This is a genomic window from Burkholderia sola, assembly GCF_905400185.1.
Classification (GTDB): domain Bacteria; phylum Pseudomonadota; class Gammaproteobacteria; order Burkholderiales; family Burkholderiaceae; genus Burkholderia; species Burkholderia sola.
This window is the reverse complement of sequence record NZ_FR989677.1, coordinates 583,128-605,298: the sequence shown is the minus strand read 5'-3', so window position 1 is coordinate 605,298 and position 22,171 is coordinate 583,128. Positions and strand designations below refer to the sequence as shown.

The window sequence follows — 22,171 nt, the reverse complement described above, 5'->3', positions numbered from 1 at the left end:
GAGGAGGCGTCGTGCGTGCCCTGGGCCATGACGTGAATCGACATCCGACAGTTTTGTAAGAAAATACCGATGGTGCGCGATCGTGTTGACCATGAAGCCCCCGTTACTCGGCAGCGCATGACGCCATGTGCAAACCCCACCGAAAAAATAAATTTAATCCCCTATAATGAGATTTTGAAAAATGGAGTTGCCAATGACATTCGTCAGTCGATATCGTCCGGCACCCCCGAATTTCTTTCGGTTTGGCTATGCGCCGCCGCCTTCCGCGGGCCGCTCGCTCGACAAACGCCACCGGACTTTTCGATCGCGTCACGCGGTGTTTTTTTCTGGATATGATCGTCGGCGGGACTGACCGCGTCGCACCGCGCGTTCGGAAAGCCATCCGGGCGGCGCGCGCATGGCGCGATCGCGCTGCCCGCGCCGGCAGCATGAGCCGGCTTCGGCCGGCATCGAATTTGAAACGGGATGCATTCGCCACGCCATGAACCTGCGCGCTGAAACACTGTGCTTCTCGGATGTGTTCCTCCATTCCCAGGCGATCGTGAACTGGTCGCAGCACTACGACCAGATCAGTCCGGGCACCGCGACGACCACGCTGCGCCAGGTCGCCGGCCAGCGTTTTCACGTCTTTCGCGAACGCATCAACCAGCGCGTGATGCAGCACGGCCTCGCGCCGCGCGACCGGCTCTGCTTCGCGCTGCCGATCGCCAGTGCGGTCGCGCCCGTGGTCCAGGGGCGCACCGTCGAGCGGCCGAGCCTGCTGACGCTGCGCGGCGGCGAGGAATTCGTCGCCCACCTGCCGTGCGACACCGAGGTGCTCGCGTTCACGATCGACCGCACGCTCGCGGCCGATCGCGAGGTGGACGAACTCGCGAACCTGCCCGCACGTTTCCTGAAGCAGCCGGTGCTGCCGATCTCGCCCGCGCGCTACCGCAACGCGCTGGACGGCCTCGAACGCGTGCTCGGCCAGGCGCTCGACAGCGGTTCGCTCACCGCGCGCGATGCGTTCGACGAACGCGTGCTCGCGCACAGTCTGGTCGGCATCCTGCTCGACCTCGTGCAGCCCGACGACCCGGATGCCGGTGCGCTGCCGTCGGCCTCGACGCAAAGCTACATCGTGCGGCGCAGCCAGGAAATCGCGCTGGAATCCGACGACGTACCGACGGTCATCGATCTCTGTCATCACCTGCGGATCAGCCGCCGCACGCTGCAATACAGCTTTCAGAACGTGGTCGGCACCACGCCGACCGCCTATCTCCGCTCGATCCGGCTGAACGCCGTGCGCCGCTTCCTGATGACGACGCCCGACACGATGCGGATCGGCGACGCGGCGGCGCAATTCGGCTTTTGCCACTTCGGACGCTTCTCCGCGTACTACCAGCAGCATTTCCACGAACTGCCGTCGCACACGCCGCGCCTGAGCTGAGCCCGCGACAGACGCATGGCGGCGTCGCATCCGGGTAATCCCCTGCCGCCCCCGCCCATGCGGATTGCCGATTACGGACAACGCCCGTTTTTTCGGCACCGTAAATTTTGTCGTCGGCCCTGCTCGATGCGCTGCACCGCATCGAGCGGCCGTCCAAGCGCATACCTGTGTCGTCGGCGGAGGTCGGCATCGATTGCCGGCACGTCAGGATCGGCGCGCGGCACGGGGATATCGATCAGGCATGCCGGTGTCGACTCCTGACGGACGAGCCGGCCAGCGGGACCCATCATGAACGAATCGTCACCCCGGTCCGAAGCGGGGCTCAGCAAGAACGCCGTCGGACTCTCCCACATCGTCTTCTTCGTCGTCGCCGCGGCCGCGCCGCTCACCGCGATGGTCGGCGCGACGCCCGCGGCATTCTCGCTCGGCAACGGCCCCGGCGTGCCCGGCGTATTCGTGCTGGCCGGCGTCATGTACCTGATCTTCAGCATCGGCTATGCGGCGATGAGCCGGCACATCTCCAATGCGGGCGCGTTCTACGCGTACATCGCGAACGGGCTCGGACGCCCCGCCGGCGTGGGCGGCGCGTTCGTCGCGATCGTCGCGTACAACGCGGTGCAGATCGCGATCTACTGCATGTTCGGCTTCTTTCTGAACGACAGCATCCAGCGGCACTACGGCGTCGACGTGCCGTGGTGGGCGTTCGCGCTCGCGTGCGTCGTCGCGGTCCACTTCTGCGGCGCGCGGCGCATCGAGTTCAGCGGCCGGCTGCTCGGCATGCTGATGATCGGCGAAATCGCGATCGTGATGCTGCTCGATCTCGCGATCGTCGTGCACGGCGCGAGTGCCGGCGGCTTCAGCGCGAAACCGTTCAGCCCCGCGATGGTGTTCGCGCCCGGGCTCGGCACCGCGCTCGTGTTCGTGCTCGGCTCGTACATGGGCTTCGAGGCGACCGCGATCTTCTCCGAGGAGGCGCGCGACCCGAAGCGCACGATTCCGCGCGCCACCTACCTCGCCGTGATCCTCATCATGGCGTTCTACGCGCTGTCGTCGTGGGCGATCGTCGAGGCGTGGGGCGAGCGCGCGATCGCCGCGCAGGCCGCGCGCGATCCGGCCAATCTGTGGTTTGCCGTCAGCGGCCGGCTGCTCGGCAGTATCGCGACGGACGCGATGAACGTGCTGCTCGTCACGAGCCTGTTCGCGGCCATCCTGTCGTTCCACAACACGATCACGCGCTATTTCTACGCGATGGGCCGCGAACGCGTGCTGTGGCGCAAGCTCGGCCATACGTGCCCGGTGCATCGTTGCCCGGACGTCGCCGGCAAGGTGCAGACGCTGATCGCGCTCGCGGCCATCGCCGGGTCGGCCGCGTTCCGCCTCGATCCGTTCGCGGTCGTGTTCTCGTGGATGAGCGCGCTGGCCACGATCGGCATCATCGCGGTGCAGATCCTGGTGGCGGCGTCGGTGATCGCGTTCTTCGCGCGCGATCACCGCGACGCCGGCGTCGTGCACCGCCTGATCGCGCCGCTCGTCAGCGTGATCGCGCTCGGTGCGTGCCTCGTGCTCGTCGTGCGCAACCTGTCCGTGCTGAGCGGATCGGATTCGACCTTCGTCGCGATGTTTCCGTATTTCCTCGTCGCCGTCGGTGCGCTCGGCATCCGCGCCGCGCTGCGGTTGAAGCGCAGCGACCCGGACCTGTATCGCGAACTCGGGCGCGCCGCCCAGTAGCCGCCGACCGGACGGTGCCGCGCCGCACCGTCGTCTCGTTGTTCACTCCCCGAGCATTCCCCGCTGCCAACGTGACGCGCGATGCGTCGCGCCGGCACGGGTATTCCCTATCCCGATCGCGCCGCAACGATTGCCGATAGCGGACAAGGCGCGCGTTTTCATCGACATACAGTGAATGCGACGTCGAAGCCTGACGGTGGCCGTTGTCATCGCCCTCACCCGTTCGGCCCGACGATTCGCCCCTGGGAAACACGGAACACCATGATGAAAATTCAGAATCTGATCGACGGCAGGCATTGCGACGCAGCGGCCGGCCGTACCTTCGAAAAGCTGGCGCCGGCGACCGGCGACTACGTGGCCGCCGTGCCCGCATCGACCGCCGAAGACGTCGATCGCGCGGTGCGTGCCGCGCACGCCGCGCTGCACGGCGACGCGTGGGCCCGCGCGGGCGGCTCGGCCCGCGCGCGCTGGCTGCTTCGGCTCGCGGACCTGGTCGAGCGCGACCGTGACGCACTGGCGGAATGCCTGGCCGTCGAACAAGGGCGCCCGCTTGCCGAGATGCGGATGATGGACCTGCCGATGTGCATCGACACGCTGCGCTATTTCGCCGGCTGGGCCGACAAGCTCGAGGGCCGCACGATTCCGACCGACGGCTTCATGGGCCGCCCGACGCTCAGCTACACGCGGCGCGCGCCGGTGGGCGTCGCCGGTCAGATCATCCCGTGGAACGCGCCGTTGATGATCGCGGTGTGGAAGCTCGCGCCGGCGCTCGCGGCCGGCTGTCCGGTGGTCATCAAGCCGTCGGAGGACACGCCGCTGGCCGTCGCCCGGCTCGGCGAACTCGTCTGCGAAGCCGGCCTGCCCGCCGGGGTCGTCAACATCGTCCACGGCGTCGGCGCGGAAGTCGGCGCCGCGCTGGTCGCGCACCCGCTCGTGAACAAGATCAGTTTCACCGGCAGCACCGAAGTCGGCCGCACGATCGCGGGCGTGGCAGCGAAGACCTTCAAGCGCGTCACGCTCGAACTCGGCGGCAAGGCCGCGCAGATCGTGTTTGCGGATGCCGATCTCGACCGGGCGATTCCGTCGCTGATGGCCGGCATGTTCGCGAACCAGGGGCAGACGTGCGCGGCCGGCTCGCGCGTGCTCGCACATCGCTCGATCGCGCAGGCGCTCGAAGAACGGCTTGCCGACGCAGCTCGCGCGATGCGCGTCGGTCCGCCGTCGGAGCCCGGCGTACAGATGGGTGCGCTGATCAACCCGCGCCACCTCGCGCGGGTACGCGCGCTCGTCGACGGCGCGCTCGCCGAAGGCGCGGTGATGCTCGCCGGCGACGAACAGGTGCCGCCGCGCGGCTGCTTCATGCGCCCGACGATTCTGGGCGGCGTTCATCCGGGCATGCGGATCGCCCGCGACGAGGTGTTCGGCCCGGTCGGCATGGTGATGCCGTTCGAGACCGAGGACGACGCCGTCCGCATCGCCAACGACACGCCGTTCGGTCTCTCCGCTTCGGTGTGGACGCAGGACGTCGGCACCGCGCACCGCGTCGCCGAGCGGCTCGACGTCGGCGCGGTCGCGATCAATGCGTGGAGCCCGATCGACGCGCGCCTGCCGTGGGGCGGCACCAAGCAAAGCGGGATCGGGCGCGACCTGTCGAAGGCCGCGCTCGATTCGTATCTCGAGGAAAAGATCGTCACCGCAGCCCTGTGACCCGACGGCGCACACCGCGCCCCAACCCTGTTCAAGTACTTCGCAAGAGAGACGAGAGACACCATGGACTATCAAAAGCGTCAAAAACGATTCTGGCACCCGATGAGCTCGGCGGCCGCCGGGCATACGACTCCCACCGTGATCATCGAGCGCGGCGACGGCAACTACGTGTACGACGTCGACGGCCACCGCATGCTCGACGGCGTCGGCGGACTGTGGAACGTCAACGTCGGCCACAACCGGCCGGAAGTGAAAAGCGCGATCGCGCGGCAGATGGACGCGCTGTCGTACTACCAGACCTTCGACGGCGTCGCCCATCCGCGCGTCTACGATCTGGTCGACCGCCTGTGCGCGATGTTCGCGCAGGAAGACATGCAGCGGGTGATGTTCGGCAGCGGCGGCTCCGACGCGATCGAGACCGCGCTCAAGATGGCGCGCCAGTACTGGGTCGCCGCGGGCGAGCCGTCGCGCACGAAATTCCTGTCGCTGCGCAACGGCTATCACGGCGTGCACATGGGCGGCACGTCGATCGGCGGCAACGGCGTCTACCATTACAATCATGGCCCGCTGCTGCCCGGCTGCGTGCTGCTCGACACGCCCTGGCTCTATCGCAATCCGTGGAATTGCGACGATCCGCAACAACTCGTCGAGCACTGCATCCGGCAGCTCGAGGAAACGATCGCGTTCCACGGCCCGCAGACCATCGCCGCGTTCGTCGCCGAACCGGTGCAGGGCGCCGGCGGCCTGATCGTCCCGCCGGCCGATTACTGGGCGCGCGTGCGGGCCGTGTGCGACCGTAACGGCATCCTGCTGATCGCGGACGAGGTGGTCACCGGCTTCGGCCGCACCGGCAGCCTGCTCGGCAGCCGCGGCTGGGGCGTCGCCGCCGACATCCTGTGCGTCGCCAAGGGCATTTCCGCCGGCTACGTGCCGCTCGGCGCGACGCTGTACAACGGGCGCATCGCCGACGCGATCGAACATGGCGCGGGCTTCTCGCACGTGGTCATGCACGGCTATACGTACAGCGGGCATCCGCTCGCGTGCGCCGCGTCGCTCGCGGTGCTCGACATCGTCGAGGCCGAGGATCTGCCCGGCAATGCGGCGCGGGTCGGCCAGCGCCTGCTCGAGCAATTGCTGCCGCTGAAGGCCGACTTCGAGACCGTCGGCGACGTCCGCGGCAAGGGACTGATGCTGGCGCTCGACCTGGTGACCGACAAGGCCAGCCGCACGCCGCTCGATCCGGGCAAGGGGTTCGCCGCCCGCGTGGCCGATGCCGCGCGCCGGCGCGGCGTGCTGGTGCGGGCGATCGCGAACAAGGTGGTGATGTCGCCGCCGCTGACGCTGCAGCCAGGCGAAGCCGACTTCATGGCCGTGACGCTGCGCGAGGCGTTGCAGGAGTGCTGCGCGGATTCGCGCGCGATCGCCTGAGCGCGCGAACCGGCCCGGCGCACGGGCCTTTCGTCGAAGGCTCGTGCGCATCGCCATCCGGCCTCGGTTCGACGAAGATCGCCGCGGGGCGCCGAAGTCGATGATCGGCATCCCGCGTGCCCCGTTTCGTTTAAAAGGAAGACAAATCAAATGGAAAACCAGGCCATCGCATTCCCCGCGGAGAAATACCCGCTCGCGCTTCGGCTGCTGCACTGGGTCAGGGCAATCCTGATCGGCGCGCAGCTGTGGACCGGCTGGACGATGGTCCGGCTCGACGACAACCTGCCGGCCAAGTTCGACTGGTATTACCCGACGCACAAGGAGTTCGGCGTGCTCACGCTGCTGGTGGTCGTCACGCAACTGGCGATTCGCTCGATGAAGCCGTTGCCGCCGCTGCCTTCCACGCTGCCGACGCTCGATCGCACGCTCGCGAAGATCGGCCATTACCTGCTGTATGGGCTCGCGATCATCGTGCCGCTGATGGGCTATTCGATGTCCAGCACGTATACGCAGAGCGACGGCGTACCGTTCTTCTTTTTCCGCGTACCCGAGCTGCTGCCGAAGAACGACCATTGGTTCGAGGCGTTTCAATGGCTGCACAAAACGCTCGCCTATACGTTGCTCGCGCTCATCGTACTGCATGTGCTTGGCGCGCTGAAACACCGGTTCTTCGACCGCAACCCGGAAAACGACGTGCTGCGGCGGATGCTGTAACGCCGCCGCCACGCGGAACCGCGCGCCCGGCGAGGTTCCGTATTCGGTCCGCCCGATCGCGGCGTGTCTCTTTTCTTCAAATTTAATATTTCGTTTTACTAACGACAAGCGGACCCGCTACACGCGTCCGGTGCTGACGTATGCCGTCGGAAACCGCACCGCGCCGCGTGGGCCGTCCACACCTGGAGATCGACGATGAAGAAGATGATGGCGGCCGTATCGGCCGCGAGCGCGATGGGATTCGGCCTGACGGCCCATGCGCAAAGCACCGTGACGCTGTACGGCCTGATCGACGAAGGCGTCAATTTCACGAGCAACGCGGGCGGCAGCAACGCTTACCAGATGGTCAGCGGCGATACCGTCGGCAGCAACTGGGGGCTGAAAGGCACCGAGGATCTCGGCGGCGGGCTCAGAGCGCTGTTCCAGCTCGAGAACGGCTTCAACGCGAGCACCGGCGCGCTCGGCGTGACGTCGCGGATGTTCGGCCGGCAAGCCTACGTCGGGCTCGATTCCGACCGGTTCGGCACGCTCACGTTCGGCCGCCAGTACGATCCCACGCTCGACATGTGGAGCCCGTTCACGGCCACCGGCAACTGGCTCGGCGACTTCGGCGCGCACCCGTACGACAACGACAACGCCGACTGGGACTACCGCATCCAGAACAGCGTCAAGTACGTGTCGCCCTCCTACGCCGGCTTCAAGGGCGAAGTACTCTACGGGCTCGCGAATCAGGCGGGCGGCTTCGCCCGCAATCGCGTCTATAGCGCCGCCGTGCAGTACCAGGCCGGCGCGTTCTCCGCCGCCGTCGCGTACCTGAAGGCCAACAACGGCGGCGCAACCGCGGGCGGGGCGTTGTCGAGCGACGACACGGTTTTCAGCGGCCGCTCGCAGCAGAACATCGATGCCGGCATGTCGTACAAGTTCAGCGACACGCTGACGCTGTCCGCCGCGTATTCGCACGTCGACGTGACCAACCCCGAGTCGAATCTGTACTTCGCGAACCAGCCGGCCGCAGGCTCGCAGCACGCGTGGAAGTTCGACAACTTCGAGGTCAACGGCCAGTATTTCTTCCGGCCGGATCTCTGGCTCGGCGCCGCCTATGCCTACACGCATGCGCATGTCGCGACGACGGCAGGCGATGCGTCGCCGAGCTGGCATCAGATGTCGATGATGCTCGACTACGATCTGAGCAAGCGGACCTCGACTTACATCCAGGGCGCGTACCAGCATGCAACCGGCCATACCGGCACCGACTTCGACTACGCGCACGTGCTGGGCACGGCCGGACAGTCGTCGGGCCGCAACCAGCTGGCGTTGCGCGTCGGGATGATGCATCGGTTCTGAACCGGGTGAGGAAACACGGGCTCTCGCGCGACGGACGCGGCAGCCCGTGTTTCTCGCGCATCGTCAGAACTGATGCCGCAGGCCGAGCCGAACCGCGGTCTGCGTCGAACCGGACGCCGCCCCGCCGAGCGCCGCCTCGACCTGCGCGCCATACGCACTGTCGTGCCCGTGTGCGAATACCGCGTAAAGGCCGGACCGCTTCGACAGCGAATAGTCGGCGCTCAACGTGATCTGGTTGGCCGAGCCGATGTCGCCGCCGCGCTGCTGGTACTGGAAGCCGCCGCCCAGTTGCAACGCCGGCGTGACCGCATAGGTCAGCCCGGCGTCATAGGTGGTGGCCCGCAGCGGCGCGGCAGCGCTGATCCGCACGTCCGACACCATGCCGAAGACACGAAACGGCCCGACGTTGTAGCCTGCGCCGCCCGAGACATTGCGCAGATTGCCACCGGCAGTGACGTCATGCTGGCCGAAATAAGCGAGCGCGGCGCTGAACGCACCTTGCGTGTACGACAGCATCGCGCTTTGCACGCTGCTGCGCGCGACCGTGCCGGGCACGTTGCCGAATCCCCATAGGCCGCCGAACGACAATCCGCCGAATGTCGGGCTCACGTACTTCACCGCATTGTTCACCTGGACGCCCCATACGCGGTTGTCGAGCGCGCCGCCCGCCGACGCGTTCGCGGGCAAGCCCCACGCGAGCAGGCCGGCCGGCGTGTTCGCACCGGTTGCAAAAGCCGGCATGAGATCGCCGACGAAATCGAACTGGCGCCCGAGCGTCACGGTCCCCCAGTCGCCGCCGAGCCCGACGTATGCTTGCGAACTGAATGCGGAGCCGGGTACGGTCAGCGCACCGTCGGACGTCTGGAACTGGCTTTCGAGCCGGAAGACCGCATAGTCGGCGCCGCCGAGATCCTCCCTGCCCGTCACGCCCCACACGTCGTTGCGCGACACGCCGGCCTGCAACGCGATCTGACGTCCGCCGCGCGGGGCGGACGCCACGTCGTTCGTATAGGTCACGCCCGTGTCCAGCGAACCGTAGAGCGTCACGCTCGATTGCGCGAACGCCGGTGCGACGGCACCGCAGCCGCACCATGCCACCATCCGGAACCACCGTTTCATCTGCTTCTCCTCATCGAATTTTCCCGGACGATGCACGCGTGAACCGGCCGGCGCGGCAGCAACATCGATCCAGTGCGATTTCATTGTCTAAAATAGGAATCCATATCAATCTTCTGAAAAACGATCCAACTCGATACGATTGGCTCGCTTCCACGCATGCGTCGACGCGGTTCCGGTTGCCGCCCGCACGACTTAAGTTAGACTACGGCCTGTCGCCCGCCGCGCTGCATTTCGTGCCGCAGCGCGGCAACCCGAAACCGCACTCGCCCTTCACGTTCCCTAGCCGCAAGCCGTCTGATCCCGGATTACGTCATGTCGAGCCTCACCAAAATGCTGTCCATCCTCGACGTCTTCTCTTCGTCGGCGACGTCGATGACCGCCGAGGAAATCGCCGAACACATGGGCTTTTCGCGCACCACGTGCTATCGCTACGTGAAGGAACTGGCATCCGTCGGCCTGCTCGTCGGCACCAACGGCCGCTATACGCTGGGCCCGCGCATCATCCATCTCGACTACAACATGCGGCAGTCGGACCCGACGCTCACCGCCGCGAAGCCCGTGATCCAGAAGCTGGTTCAGGTCACCGGCGGCGATGCGCTCGTGTCGACGCTGTTCGACGAACAGATCATCAACGTGATGCACGAAACCGGCGCCGAGAACCTGCAACTCGGTTTCGGCCGCGGCCGCATCATGCCGCTGTTCCAGGGCGCGTCGTCGAAAGTGATCGTCGCCGCGATGTCGCGCGCGCGGCTGAAGCGCCTGCACGAACGCCACAACGCCGAGCTCGGCGAGTTCGCGAGCGACTGGACGCAGTTCTGGCGCGCGTGCCAGCAGATCGTCGACGCGGGCTACTGGATCTCGCGCGGCGAACTCGATGAAGGGTTCGTCGGCATCGCCGCGCCGATTCGCACGGCCAGCAGCGGCGAGGTCAACAGCAGCCTGTCGCTGGTCTTTCGCGCCGAACACTTCGCGCTGTTCGACGAGCACGTGCTCGGCAAGCTGCTGATCGACGCCACCGCACAGATCGGCGACGCGACCTGAGCATGCGACCGTCGTCGCGCGCGACGGTCGACCGACATCCGGTCAGTTCATCTGCGTGATGAATTTGGTGACCAGATAACCGTCGAACGTCTCCATTCCGCCCTCGCTGCCGAAACCGCTGTCCTTCACGCCGCCGAACGGAATCTCCGCCGGCCCCATCCCGAAGTGATTGATGTTGACCATGCCGGCTTCGAGCGCGCGGCCGATCCGGTGCGCATCGCGCGCCGACGTCGTGAACGCGTACGACGCAAGGCCGAACGGCAAGCGGTTCGCTTCGTCGAGCGCATCGTCGAGCGCGTCGAACGGCACGATCCCGACGATCGGGCCGAACGGCTCTTCGTTCATCAGCCGCGTGTCGCGCGCCGGTCCCAGTACGACCGTCGGCGCGAAGTAGTGCCCTGGTCCGGCCACGCGCGTCCCGCCGCATGCGATCTTCGCCCCTTTCGTCTTTGCGTCGGCAACGAACGCGTCGATCTCGGATACGCGTCGCGCATGCGCAAGCGGCCCCATCGTGGTCGCCTCTTCCAGCCCGTAGCCGACGCGAATCTTGCCGACCGCTTCCAGATACGCGCCGACGAACCGGTCGAACACCGCACGCTGCACGAAGAACCGCGTCGGCGACACGCAAACCTGCCCGGCATTGCGAAACTTGTACGCGGCCAGCATCGTCGCGGCGCGGTCGATATCGGCGTCCGCACAGACCAGCACCGGCGCATGCCCGCCCAGCTCCATGGTCATGCGCTTCATGTGCGACGCGGCGAGCGCCGCCAGTTGCTTGCCGACCGGCACCGAACCCGTGAACGAGATCTTGCGCACGAGCGGCGACTCGATCAGCTGCCTCGACACGTCGGCCGGCACGCCCCACACGATGTTCAGGCAGCCCGCGGGCAAGCCGGCGTCGTGAAAGATCCGCGCGAGCGCGACGATCGCGCTCGGCGATTCCTCCGGCCCTTTCAGCACCAGCGTGCAGCCCGACGCAAGCGCGGCCGCGATCTTGTGCATCGCCTGGCTGAACGGAAAATTCCACGGCGAGAACGCCGCGCACACGCCGATCGGTTCGCGCAGCACCGTCTGCGCGACGTCCGGCGAGCGCGACGGCACGACGCGGCCATAGGTGCGACGCCCCTCCTCCGCATGCCATTCGAGCTGCTCGGCCGACGACACGACCTCGGCAATCGCCTCGCGAAGCGGCTTGCCCTGGTCCATCGTGATGTGGCGGCCGATCGCCGGTGCCCGCTCGCGCACCAGCGCAGCTGCGCGGCGCAGGATGTCCGAGCGCGCGAGCGGCGACTCGCGGCGCCACGTCGCGAACGCACGATGCGCGGCGCGCACCGCGGCGTCGATATCGTCCGGCGTCGCATGCGGCAAGTCGCCGAGCACGCTGCCGGTTCCCGGATCGAGAACGGGCTGCGTGCGCCGGCCATCGGCCTGAAGGAACCGGCCGTCGATATACAGATGGAGCGACGCGTAATCGCGTTGCGCATCAGGCGTCATGCGGGAAGTCAGCGGCGTAAACGGGATCAAGACGGATACCTCGGTAGAGACTGTACGATGGGCCGGACATGCAACGAACGCGCATCACGCGGCCGATGGCGGTGCACGCAGCAGACCGCCGATTTCCTGTCGGAGAATCTGGTTTTCCTGCCGGACGAGCAGATGCCGGACCTTGCCGCGAAACGTCCTGAAGTCGGGATCGGCCATCAGCACGGCACGACGCCGCGCCCGATCGTCCAGCGAATCGAACGCCCACAGATAGACGAGCTGATTCAGCGGTCCGACTTCCGTCGCGAAACAGCCGACCATCGTGCCGAGCGCGTGCTCCTGCGGCGCGCGGCCGCACTCCGCATAGAGCCGCAGATACTCGGCGACGCCGCCCGGCACCAGCGTGTACGTGCGTTGCTCAACAAACATCCGCGGTCTCCCGTTGTCGCGGCGCAAACGCCTGGAACGCCGCGGTCACGCCTGCGATGCCGGCGGCGTCCGTCTGCGCGGCCACGTAGCGGTCGGGGCGCACGACCACGAGCGGGCCGCGATGCCGGTCGAACCATGCCGCCAGCGCGTTGTCGACGTCCTCGACGCACACGCTGCCGTGGGCGCTCGTCACGCGCCGCGCGCGGCCCGTCCCGCTGCGCGAGCGGTTGACCTGAACGAAGGTCGCGCCCAGCGCCGTCCAGTACGCGCGATCGTCGTCGCTCAGGCACGCCTGCGGATCGCATTGCCAGCCGACGATCGAAAACCATGGGCCGAGCACGTCGTCGAGCTTGCGGCGCACGCCGTCGGCCGTTTCGACGTCGGGCTGCGCGATCATCCTGCCCGCCGCGTCGCCCGGCGCGCCCGGCAGCACGACGCCGCGCGTATAGCTCGGCATCGGCTTGAAACGCATCTGCAGCACGTAGTCCTTCAGGCCCGGCGCATACCGCGCGAGCCCGAGGAACCGGTCGCGCAGAAACGCGACGACCCGGTTGGTCGGCATCAGCATCGCACCGAACGTGTCCGCGAGATCGATCATCGCCTTCGCGTGGTCGCGGCGTTCCGATTCGTAGGTAGCGATCACGCCGGGATCCAGCGTGCCGTTCACGACGCCTGCGAGTTTCCACGCGAGATTGCCGACGTCGCGCAGGCCGGCGTTCAGGCCCTGGCCGATCCACGGCGGGCTCAGGTGGGCAGCATCGCCGACGAGCGCCACGCGGCCCGCCACGAAACGCTCGGCCACGCGAGAATGGTGCGTATAGGTCCGCGCGCGCACGATCTCGATACGATCGACGTCGTCGACGTACGGCGCGATCAGCGCACGGATCGATTCCGGCCGCGCGATCGCCTCTGCGTCCTCGTGCGGGAATACGAGAAACTCCCAGCGCCGGAAATTGAACGGCAGATAGATGCACACGTTCGGGCGGCGCGGGTCGCAGTTCAGCGCCGTGCACGGCTGGTCGAGCCCGGCATTCTTCACGTCGACCACGACCCATTTGATCGGATGCGTCGTGCCGGCCAGCTTGATGCCGAGCCAGTCGCGCATCGGGCTGCGTCCGCCGTCGGCCGCCACCACGTAGTCGGCGTCGAGCGCATACTGCCTGCCGTCGGCGGCGCGCACCTGCAACGTGACGCATCGGTCGTCCTGTTCGACGCCGACCACTTCCTCGCCGGTCCGCAGCGCTACGTGCGGATAGCGCGCCAGCCCCGCGCGCAGCGTGTGTTCGGCCAGTTGCTGCATGAAGATGTTGCGCCGCCACCAGCCGAATTCGCGTATCGACGGGCGGATGTCGGCAAAGCATTCGCCGTTCGCCTTGAACATGCGCAACGGCACGTTCTGGATGATGTCGCGGCTCAATTCGTCGGCGAGCCTCGCGGTCTGGAACATCCGCAATGCTTCGTCGTCGATGCCGACCGCGCGCGGAAAATCGACGACGTCCGCCGCCTTCTCGATAATCACCGTCGCGACGCCGTAAAGGCCCAGCAGATTCGCCATCGCGACGCCGTTCGGCCCCGCGCCGACGATCGCGACCGACGTCCGGTTCCGGTTGTTCGCTTTCATTCGCCCACGCCTCCGCTGCGCCATGCAGGATCCTCGAGACGATCGAGCCACGACCGCAACGCGCGATTGAACGCATCGGGTTGATCGTCGTGCACGTAATGCGTCGCGCCGGGAATGTCGATCCGCTCGATTTCCGCATTGGCGGCCGCCATTTCGGCCGCCACGTCCGCGGACAGGAAATCCGAGTCGCCGCCGCGCACCAGCAACGTGGGCACGTGCAGGTTGAGGATCAACGGCCACAGATGGACGAGCTGCTCCGGCGTCGCCGCCAGCCGTGCGGCCGCAATTCCTTGCGCGTCGTGCCGCCAGACGATCCGGCCCGGCTCGCCTTCTTTCAGCGAATGCGCGATGCGCGAATCGAGCGCGGATTCCGCGATGTTCGGCCGCTGGCGCCGCCAGAACGCGCGTGCGTCGTCCCACGACGCGAACGCGTCCGGCGTTTCCTGCAGCTCGCGCTTGATGCGCTCGGAACCCGGCGAGCCGGCCGACGCGCCGGGGCCCATGTCCTCGATCACGAGGCCCGCGAGCCGTTCGGCGTGCCGTTCGGCGTGCCTTTCGGCGTGCCGTTCCGGCTGCGCCGCCGCGTAGACGAATGCATTGGCGCCGCCCATCGAGTGCCCGACCAGCACGAATCGTCGCAGGCCGAGCGCGCGCACCAATGCGTCGAGATCGCGCACGTAGGCCGCCGCGTAGTAGTCGCGCCGCGGATCCCAATCGCTGAGCCCGCGCCCGCGCTGATCGAGCGCGACGACCCGGTAGCGGTCGGCCAGCGCAGCGGCGACGGGCGCCCAGGTATGCGCGTAACTGCGCAGGCCGTGCAGCATCACCACGGTCGGCGCATCGTCGCGCCCCCAGCTCACGTAGTGCAGCCGCAGTCCATCGTTGTCTATCCATCCATCGTTGACGGACGCCGTGTTCATCATCTGCTCCTCGCCCGACATGCGCGCTCAGACCAGACCGTCGCGACCGACGATCTCGCTCGCCTTCAGCCCACCGAGCCGCGCATGCAGCCGGCCGCGTGTCGCGAACGCGAAGATCACCAGCACTTCGTCGTCGTTCGGCGCATCGGGAAACAGGCACGTCACCGTGTCGTAGTGCGAGCGCACGTAGAGCGCATCCTTGTGCGCGAGCGGCACGTCGATCACCGTATTGATCGGGCCGCGCTTGCCGCTCGACGGCACCCACGATTTGCCGCCGCCCAGCGCCGCGCGGATCGGCTCCGCGAAGATCGACGTGAGGAACGCGTTGCCGTGTTCGTATTCGCCGGCCGAACCGACCAGGCACGCCTTGCCGTAGCTCTCGATCGCGCGGCCGTCGGCGAGCGACTCGATGCGTCGCGCAAACTCCTTGCCGAGCGCGGGCGACGGACGCACGAGATCGTCGAGGTTTTCGCTGAATCGCCCTGCGTACGGGTTGTGAACGGCCGCGGCGATCACGATCTTGCGCAACGGCTCGCCGTCCGCGAGCTGGCCGGTTTCGTTCGCGAGCGAATCCTCGATCTGCGTGTACCACTTGCGGATATGAAAGCCTTCGAAATTGGCGATCTTGCTCATTTGCATTCCTATATAAAACGTCGATGATGCGGATGGAAAGGCGGTGCGTCAGTCGAACAGCGGTTCGAGCTGGACGGGATCGCTCGGCGCGTTGTATCGATGCAGCACGCGCTTGCCCTCTTCGTCGTCCGTGACCATTTCGCAGAAGAATTCGAGCCGGTTGCCGTCCGGGTCCGTGAAATACACGCCGATCCCGACCTTGTGATCGGTGATCTTGACGATCGGCACGTCGCGGCGAATCAGCATCCCGTACAGACGGCGCAATTCGGTCAGCCCGCCCGCGATTTCGAGGCCGTAATGCTGCAGGCCGATCGTGCCGAGTTCCGCATCGGATGCCGCGCGAATCAGCGCGATGTCGTGGTGCTTCTGGCCGAACGACATGAACACCCACTGCTCGCCGCGCGCGGTTTCCGTCATGCCGAGCACCTCGGCATACCAGGTGCTCGAGCGAACGGGATCGCGCACGAACAGCGACAGGTGGGTGCGTTGCACGCGCGGCGTCGGCAGCGGCAGGCCGCTCGCGTTCGCACGCTCGGCGCGTTGGCGGATATCGGAGGGTGTCATCGTTCGCTCCGCTCAGTGGGTCGACTGCGCGTGGGCGGCCAGCGGCGCCTCGAACGGCGTCCATGCCACCGCCGTGATCTCGCTGAAATCGCGCCATTCCTTGGTCCAGTTCCGGCCGCCGTCGCGCGAGCGGAACAGGTGCCCGTACTTGGTGCCCGCATACACGAGCGCCGGCCGGGCCGCATGCACGCCGAACGCCCAGAACGTGGAGTTCGGCGGCGTGTGCAGATCCGTCTCGTGCCACGCGTGGCCGCGATCGGTCGAGCGGTAGATGCGGCTGCGGCTGCCCGGCGTGCCGTCGCCGATCGCCATCAGCAGGTCGCCTTCGGGCTCCGGCAGTTGCACGACGGTGCGCGTGTAGTACAGCCCGTCGAAGCGGTCGCGCGACAGCTTGCCGTCCCACGTCACGCCGTCGTCCTCGCTCACGTACACCGCGTTGACCGTCAGCAGCATCGTGGTCTTCGGCCGGCCTTGCGCGGCGGGCACGACGGCGATCGCATGAATGTCGCTGTTGCGGATCGCGGTGCCGGGGCCGTCCACGCGCGTCCAGCTCGCACCGGCATCGCGGCTGCGCCACGCGCCGCCCTCCTCCACGCCGTACCAGACGTTGCGGCTGTCTTCCGGGTCCACGCAGATCGTCAGCAGCCGCGGACGATTGACGCCCGCGCAAAACTCCGGAAACTCGGGCGCCGTTCGCGCCCAAGTTGCGCCCGCGTCGCTCGACTTGTAAAGCGCGGCGCGCGACGGCGCGCCGGTGCCCGCATAGAGCACGGCCGGGTTGGCCGGATCGATCGCGATCGACCAGACCGTCTGCCCGTTCAGCAGGTTCTCGGGCCGGAACCAGTGCGCGCCGCCATCGTCGCTGATGCACAGCCCCGAATCGGCGCCGGCATAGACGCGCGACGGCATCGCCGGGCACACCGCGAGCGCGCGCACGATGCCGTCGAACTCGATCGGCTCGGCAAGCCCGAGGCGATGCCAGGTCTCGCCGTCGTCGTTCGAGCGCAGGATGCCTTGCCCGGCGGTGGCGACCAGTACGGTTGCGGTCATGAAGTGCTCCTTGTGTCAGAGAAAAATGCCGCGCGTGAGCCCGCCGTCGCAGCCGATCGACTCGCCGGTGATCGAGCCGGACTTCGGCGACGCGAGAAACGCGACGATCCACCCCATTTCTTCCGGCTGCAGCACGCGGCGGATCGGCGTGACCTTCACGTAGTTGGCCTCGACTTCCGCGGCCGTGAGCCCCTGCTTCTGCGCTTCCTTCTCGTAGAGCTCATGGATGTGCGGCGTCTCGACGACGCCCGGATGAATCGTGTTGACCGTGATGCCGAACGGGCCGAGCTGGTCGGACAGCGTCTTGGTCAGGTGCACGATCGCCACGTTGCGCATGCCGGACAGCTGCTTGCTGCCGCGGCCCGTCAGGCCGCCGATGTTGACGATCCGGCCGAAGCCGTTGGCCCGCATGTACGGTGCGGCCGCCTTCGCGCAGCGCAGGTAGCCGACCACCTTGATGTCGATATCCTGCAGCAGTCCCTCCGGGTCAGCGTGTTCGAGTTCGGCGCGCACGAGCCCGCCCGGATGCGCGGCGCCGTTCAGCAGGATGTCGAGCCGGCCGAAGCGCTCGACGCACGCGGCCATCGCCGCTTCGATCGACGCCATGTCCGTTGTGTCCACCGTGACGGGCAGGATCGCGCCGGCCGCGTCGCCGAGCGGCGCGAGCGTCGTGCGAATCTCGGCGGCCGCCGCTTCGAGGTGTTCGATGCGTCGCGCGGCGGTCGCGACGTTGACGCCTTCGCGCGCCAGTTCGAGCGCGACCGCCTTGCCGATGCCCATGCTGCCGCCGGTGATGAACGCGGCTTTTCCGTGCAGTTGCAGATCCATGTCGATGAAAGGTGAGAGTCGGGATTAAGGAAAGAAGCGCGTTGTGCGATCAGGACAACTGCATTTCGATGAGCGTCGGCCCGTCGGTATGCGCGAGCGCGTTGTCGAGCGCTTGCACCAGCGCTTCCGTCGTGCCCACGCGTTCGGCCGGCACGCCGTAGCCGCGCGACAGCGCGATCCAGTCGATCGGCGGATCGTCCAGTTGCGTCAGGCGGCTCGCGTGCGGCGTGTCGGCCGGCAGGCCGCTGCGCGCGAGTTCGGTCTGCAGGATGCCGTAGCGCCGGTTCGATGCGATCAGCATCACGATCGGCAAACGCTCGCGCGCCATCGTCCACAGCGACTGGATCGTGTATTGCGCGCTGCCGTCGGACTGCAGCGCGAACACGCGGCGGTCCGGGCACGCGACGGCGGCGCCGAGCGCCACCGGCAGGCCCTGGCCGATCGCGCCGCCGGTGTTCGTCAAAATGGTGTGACGACGTGCGCGCGCCGATGCGGTCACGAACGGGTAGCCGCACGTACCGCCTTCGATCGACACGATCGCGTCGTCGGGCAGCGCATTCGCGAGCACGCGGCCGACGGCCTGCGGCGTGAGCGGGCCGTCCTCCACGCGCCAGCGCTCGACGTGCACGCCATCGTCATTCGCCGCCGCACCGATGCGATCGGCCAGCGCCTCCAGCGCGTCGTCCGCCGCATCGCCCGGTGTTGCCAGCGTCACGATGTCCTCGGGCCGCGCAAGTTCGCCCGGAATGCCGTCGTAGCCGAAGTAGGTGACGGGCGCGAGCGCGCCGGCCAGCACCACGCGCCGGCCGGCCAGCGCCGCGAGCGCCGGCTCGGGGAAATAAGGCAGGCGGTCGATGTCCGGCAGGCCGCCGCCGCGCTCCGCCCGCGCAGGAAAGGTTTCGCTGAAGCAGGTCGCGCCGGTGGCCGTCGCGATGCGTGCCGCCGCCCGCTGCCCGCGCGCCGACAGCGCGCGGGCGCCCATCAGCAGGACGGCGCGATGACCGCCGAGCAGCAGATCGGCCACCTGTTCGACCCGCGCGGCGTCGAACGACACCGCGGCCGGGCGTACGACGGCGGGCCACGCCGCGCCGCGCACGCTGGCCGACTGGAGATCGACGGGCAGCACGAGGGTCGCGACGCCGCGCGGCGTGCCCATCGCGGCCGAAATCGCATCGGCCGTATCCGTCGCGAGATCCGTGTCGCGCGCCACACTGCGATACCACACCGACACCGGACGGGCGAGCGATTCGATGTCGGACGTGAGCGGTGCGTCGTACTTCAGATGCGCGCGCGCGTGATCGCCGACGATGTTCAGGATCGGCGTGCGGGCGCGGCGCGCGTTGTGCAGGTTGGCAATGCCGTTCGCGTGGCCGGGCCCGAGATGCAGCAGCGTCATCGCGGGCTTGCCGGTCATGCGGCCATAGCCGTCGGCCGCGCCCGTGCACACGCCCTCGAACAGCCCGAGGATCGACCGCACGCCGGCCACGGTGTCGAGCGCACCGACGAACGGCATCTCGGTCGTGCCGGGATTGGCGAAACAGACGTCGACGCCCGCGTCTCGCGCAGTGGCGAGCACGACGCTCGCCCCGCTTCTTGCTTCGGTATCGCTGTCCAACTGTGGGATGTTCATGCTGCTGCTCGACGGGTTTGGCTGAAGTGTTTTTACTTTAATCCCGAATTACGGGATTTGTCAAACAACCCAATTCACATTCCATGACTTCACCAAGGTCCACGTTTACCCGATATTTCTTGCCAATTTCCCATATTGCAGATGTTGAGGCGATATACGATCGCCACCACGACACGACACATTTCCCACCATTCGGAATTTCACGAAACCGCTACGCCCGATCGACCGCGTCCGCGACGCGCACCGTTTCCCTTCTCGCATCCATTCTCAAAATTACGATTGCAAATGCCTCTCATTTGCATTAAATTGCCGCGCAAATGTACTGTTTGGAACACAGATGTCGGCGCAAGGCCGCCCGCCGTGCCCGAACGCGAACGACACGAAAAGGAGAGGTATGAGCAGGAGGAACTGGGCGGCCGCGCCGATGGCCATCGTCGTCGGCACGACCGGCATGGGCGCCGCCGACGCGCAGGAAACGTCGCTGCCCACCATCGAAATCTCCGCGCAACGCGCGACGGCGCCGTTCCGCACGCGCGAATCGACGAGCGCGACGCGCAGCGAGGCCGACGTGATGGAGATTCCGTTCGCGGTCAGCAGCGTCGACACGAAGCTGATCCAGACCGTGGCCGCCACGCGCGGCGACGATCTTTACGACTGGGTCGCGGGCGTCTCGCGCCAGAACAACTTCGGCGGCCTGTGGGACAACTACGCGGTGCGCGGCTTCGCCGGCGACGGCAACACGTCCGGCACCGACTACCTGGTCAACGGCTTTTCGTGGAATCGCGGGATGAGCGTGCCGCGCGACACCGTCAACCTCGAGCGCATGGAAGTGCTCAAGGGGCCGGCATCCGCGCTGTATGGCCGCGGCGATCCGGGCGGGATCATCAGCTATACGACGAAGCAGCCGCAGTTTGCACGCGCGAACACCATCGGCGTATCGGCCGGCAGCTACGGCGCACTGCGCCAGACCCTCGATTCGACCGGCCCCGTCACGAAATCGCTCGCGTACCGCTTCGTCGCGATGAACGAAAACAACGGCAGCTTTCGCGACACGGTGTCGAGCAAACGCTACCTGTTCTCGCCGTCGTTCACGTGGGACATCGGCGCGGACACGACGCTGCACTACGAATTCGAGAGCGCGCGTCAGCGCGCGCCGCTCGATCGCGGCGTGCTGGCGGTCAACGGCCAGCTCGGCGTGATCCCCGCGTCGCGCTTTCTCGGCGAGCCGCGCGACGGCGACTACGACGTGCGCAACACGGGCCACCAGTTCACGCTCGAGCATCGCATCGATTCCAGCTGGTCGGTCAATGCGGGCGTCGCGCAACGCAACACCGACCTGTCGGGGCGCTCGTCCGAGGCATTCGCATTGCAGCCGGACGGCCGCACGCTGTGGCGCCGCTACCGGCAAGTCGCGTTTCATTCGAACGACCTGCAGGGCCGCGTCGAAACCACCGGCTCGTTCCGCACGGGCGGTATCGGCCATACGCTCGTGATGGGTGTCGATGCGTATCGCTTCAACTACGACCAGTTCGTCGCGCGCTCCACCCCGAGCGCCGCGGCGCCGTATGCGATCGACATCTTCGATCCGGTGTACGGCCAGCCCGCGCCGACGCCGCGCACCGCGACCAACCTGCTCGAACGCGATAACGGACAAGGCGTCTACGCGCAGGACACGCTCGCGTTCGGGCCGCACTGGAAGATCCTGGCCGGGCTGCGCTGGGATCGCTTCCACCAGTCGATCGACAACCGCCTGAAGGGCGTGACGACGAGCCAGTTGCAGACCGCGGTGAGCCCGCGTATCGGCGTCGTGTATGAAATGAGCCCCGCGTGGTCGTTCTATGCGAACACCGCGTATTCGTTCCGGCCGAACAACGGCGCCGACGTCGGCGGTAACGCGTTCGATCCCGAAAAGGGCCACGGCTACGAAGCCGGCGCGAAATGGGCGGGCGCGCGCTCGCTCACGACCGTCTCCGCGTTCTACGTGACCAAGCGCAACGTGCTCACCGCCGATCCGGCGAACGCCGGCTTCTCGCGCGCGGCCGGCGAAGTACGCAGCCGCGGCGTCGAATTCGAATGGAGCGGCGATCTCGGCCACGGCCTGCGCGGCATCGCCAATTTCGCGTACGTCGACGCCGAGGTCACGCGCGACACCGTGCTGGCGCCCGGCTCACGCCTCGTCGACGTGCCGCGTCTGAGCGGCAGCGCGCTGCTGATGTACGAGACGACCCTGCCGTTCGCGGACAAGGCCGGCGCCGGCGCCGGCGTGATCTACGTCGGGCGCCGCGCCGGCAACACGGCCAACACGCAGGACGGCTTCGAGCTGCCGGCCTACGCGACCGTGCAGCTCAACGGCTACGTTCAGGTCAACAAGCACCTGCGCGCGTCGGTCGTGCTGAACAACCTGTTCAATCGCACCACCTACGTCAGCTCGTACAACAGCCTGTGGGTCGCGCCGGGCGCGCCGCGCAGCCTGTTCGCGTCGCTCGCTTACTCGTTCTAAGCCGGCC

General features: G+C 67.3%; 19 protein-coding genes. 9 read left to right on the top strand and 10 right to left on the bottom strand.

From position 1 onward, the window contains the following. Window positions 1-69: 69 nt before the first annotated feature. From KR541_RS32745 to KR541_RS32715, 7 genes are all read left to right on the top strand, one after another. Entirely contained in the window at window positions 70-336 is a 267-nt protein-coding gene (locus KR541_RS32745; RefSeq protein ID WP_216090094.1) for a hypothetical protein, read from the top strand. A gap of 145 nt (window positions 337-481) precedes the next feature. Beyond that, complete coding sequence (locus tag KR541_RS32740) at window positions 482-1,426, top strand: helix-turn-helix domain-containing protein (RefSeq protein WP_050016792.1); 945 nt, start codon at window positions 482-484, stop codon at window positions 1,424-1,426. 288 nt (window positions 1,427-1,714) lie between these two features. Further along, window positions 1,715-3,154: an APC family permease gene (locus KR541_RS32735; RefSeq protein ID WP_050016791.1), complete on the top strand. Its 1,440-nt coding sequence runs from the start codon at window positions 1,715-1,717 to the stop codon at window positions 3,152-3,154. A gap of 261 nt (window positions 3,155-3,415) precedes the next feature. Then, window positions 3,416-4,861 carry an aldehyde dehydrogenase family protein gene (locus tag KR541_RS32730; protein ID WP_124555368.1) on the top strand — a complete coding sequence of 482 codons (1,446 nt, stop codon included), beginning with the start codon at window positions 3,416-3,418 and terminating at the stop codon, window positions 4,859-4,861. A 63-nt stretch (window positions 4,862-4,924) separates the two neighbouring features. Next, window positions 4,925-6,289 (top strand): aspartate aminotransferase family protein, encoded by a 1,365-nt coding sequence (locus KR541_RS32725; protein WP_216090093.1) that lies wholly within the window; start codon window positions 4,925-4,927, stop codon window positions 6,287-6,289. A gap of 150 nt (window positions 6,290-6,439) precedes the next feature. Then, complete coding sequence (locus KR541_RS32720) at window positions 6,440-7,003, top strand: cytochrome b (protein WP_204384510.1); 564 nt, start codon at window positions 6,440-6,442, stop codon at window positions 7,001-7,003. Between the two features lie 195 nt (window positions 7,004-7,198). Next, window positions 7,199-8,347, top strand: coding sequence for a porin (locus KR541_RS32715; protein ID WP_050016784.1), 1,149 nt, complete (start codon window positions 7,199-7,201; stop codon window positions 8,345-8,347). A 63-nt stretch (window positions 8,348-8,410) separates the two neighbouring features. On the opposite strand, the gene KR541_RS32710 is transcribed toward KR541_RS32715, so the two are convergent. Continuing rightward, window positions 8,411-9,466: a porin gene (locus tag KR541_RS32710; protein WP_216090092.1), complete on the bottom strand. Its 1,056-nt coding sequence runs from the start codon at window positions 9,464-9,466 to the stop codon at window positions 8,411-8,413. Between the two features lie 312 nt (window positions 9,467-9,778). Here KR541_RS32710 and KR541_RS32705 point away from each other — a divergent pair, with 312 nt between their 5' ends. Then, window positions 9,779-10,507: an IclR family transcriptional regulator gene (locus KR541_RS32705; RefSeq protein ID WP_039356037.1), complete on the top strand. Its 729-nt coding sequence runs from the start codon at window positions 9,779-9,781 to the stop codon at window positions 10,505-10,507. Between the two features lie 42 nt (window positions 10,508-10,549). On the opposite strand, the gene KR541_RS32700 is transcribed toward KR541_RS32705, so the two are convergent. The 9 genes from KR541_RS32700 to KR541_RS32660 form a co-directional block, all read right to left on the bottom strand. Further along, window positions 10,550-12,001, bottom strand: coding sequence for an NAD-dependent succinate-semialdehyde dehydrogenase (locus tag KR541_RS32700; RefSeq protein WP_185641064.1), 1,452 nt, complete (start codon window positions 11,999-12,001; stop codon window positions 10,550-10,552). An 84-nt stretch (window positions 12,002-12,085) separates the two neighbouring features. Further along, window positions 12,086-12,418 carry an NIPSNAP family protein gene (locus KR541_RS32695; RefSeq protein ID WP_050016779.1) on the bottom strand — a complete coding sequence of 111 codons (333 nt, stop codon included), beginning with the start codon at window positions 12,416-12,418 and terminating at the stop codon, window positions 12,086-12,088. Beyond that, window positions 12,408-14,039 carry a bifunctional 3-(3-hydroxy-phenyl)propionate/3-hydroxycinnamic acid hydroxylase gene (locus KR541_RS32690; RefSeq protein WP_209924328.1) on the bottom strand — a complete coding sequence of 544 codons (1,632 nt, stop codon included), beginning with the start codon at window positions 14,037-14,039 and terminating at the stop codon, window positions 12,408-12,410. Before KR541_RS32690 ends, KR541_RS32695 begins: the two co-directional genes overlap by 11 nt. Continuing rightward, window positions 14,036-14,959 (bottom strand): alpha/beta fold hydrolase, encoded by a 924-nt coding sequence (locus KR541_RS32685; RefSeq protein WP_176015942.1) that lies wholly within the window; start codon window positions 14,957-14,959, stop codon window positions 14,036-14,038. Before KR541_RS32685 ends, KR541_RS32690 begins: the two co-directional genes overlap by 4 nt. Window positions 14,960-14,986: 27 nt before the next feature. Continuing rightward, window positions 14,987-15,592, bottom strand: coding sequence for an amino acid synthesis family protein (locus KR541_RS32680; protein WP_023476921.1), 606 nt, complete (start codon window positions 15,590-15,592; stop codon window positions 14,987-14,989). Between the two features lie 48 nt (window positions 15,593-15,640). Beyond that, on the bottom strand, window positions 15,641-16,156 hold the full coding sequence (locus tag KR541_RS32675; RefSeq protein WP_050016774.1) for a VOC family protein: 516 nt from the start codon (window positions 16,154-16,156) through the stop codon (window positions 15,641-15,643). Between the two features lie 12 nt (window positions 16,157-16,168). Continuing rightward, window positions 16,169-17,206, bottom strand: a complete 1,038-nt coding sequence (locus KR541_RS32670) for a sialidase family protein (protein ID WP_050016772.1) — start codon at window positions 17,204-17,206, stop codon at window positions 16,169-16,171. A gap of 15 nt (window positions 17,207-17,221) precedes the next feature. Then, window positions 17,222-18,034 (bottom strand): SDR family NAD(P)-dependent oxidoreductase, encoded by an 813-nt coding sequence (locus KR541_RS32665; RefSeq protein WP_216090091.1) that lies wholly within the window; start codon window positions 18,032-18,034, stop codon window positions 17,222-17,224. Window positions 18,035-18,083: 49 nt separating this feature from the next. Beyond that, entirely contained in the window at window positions 18,084-19,664 is a 1,581-nt protein-coding gene (locus KR541_RS32660) for an acetolactate synthase large subunit (RefSeq protein WP_089490439.1), read from the bottom strand. Between the two features lie 394 nt (window positions 19,665-20,058). Between KR541_RS32660 and KR541_RS32655 the strand changes: the two genes are divergently transcribed. Beyond that, window positions 20,059-22,164, top strand: coding sequence for a TonB-dependent siderophore receptor (locus tag KR541_RS32655; RefSeq protein ID WP_089490440.1), 2,106 nt, complete (start codon window positions 20,059-20,061; stop codon window positions 22,162-22,164). Window positions 22,165-22,171: the final 7 nt, after the last annotated feature.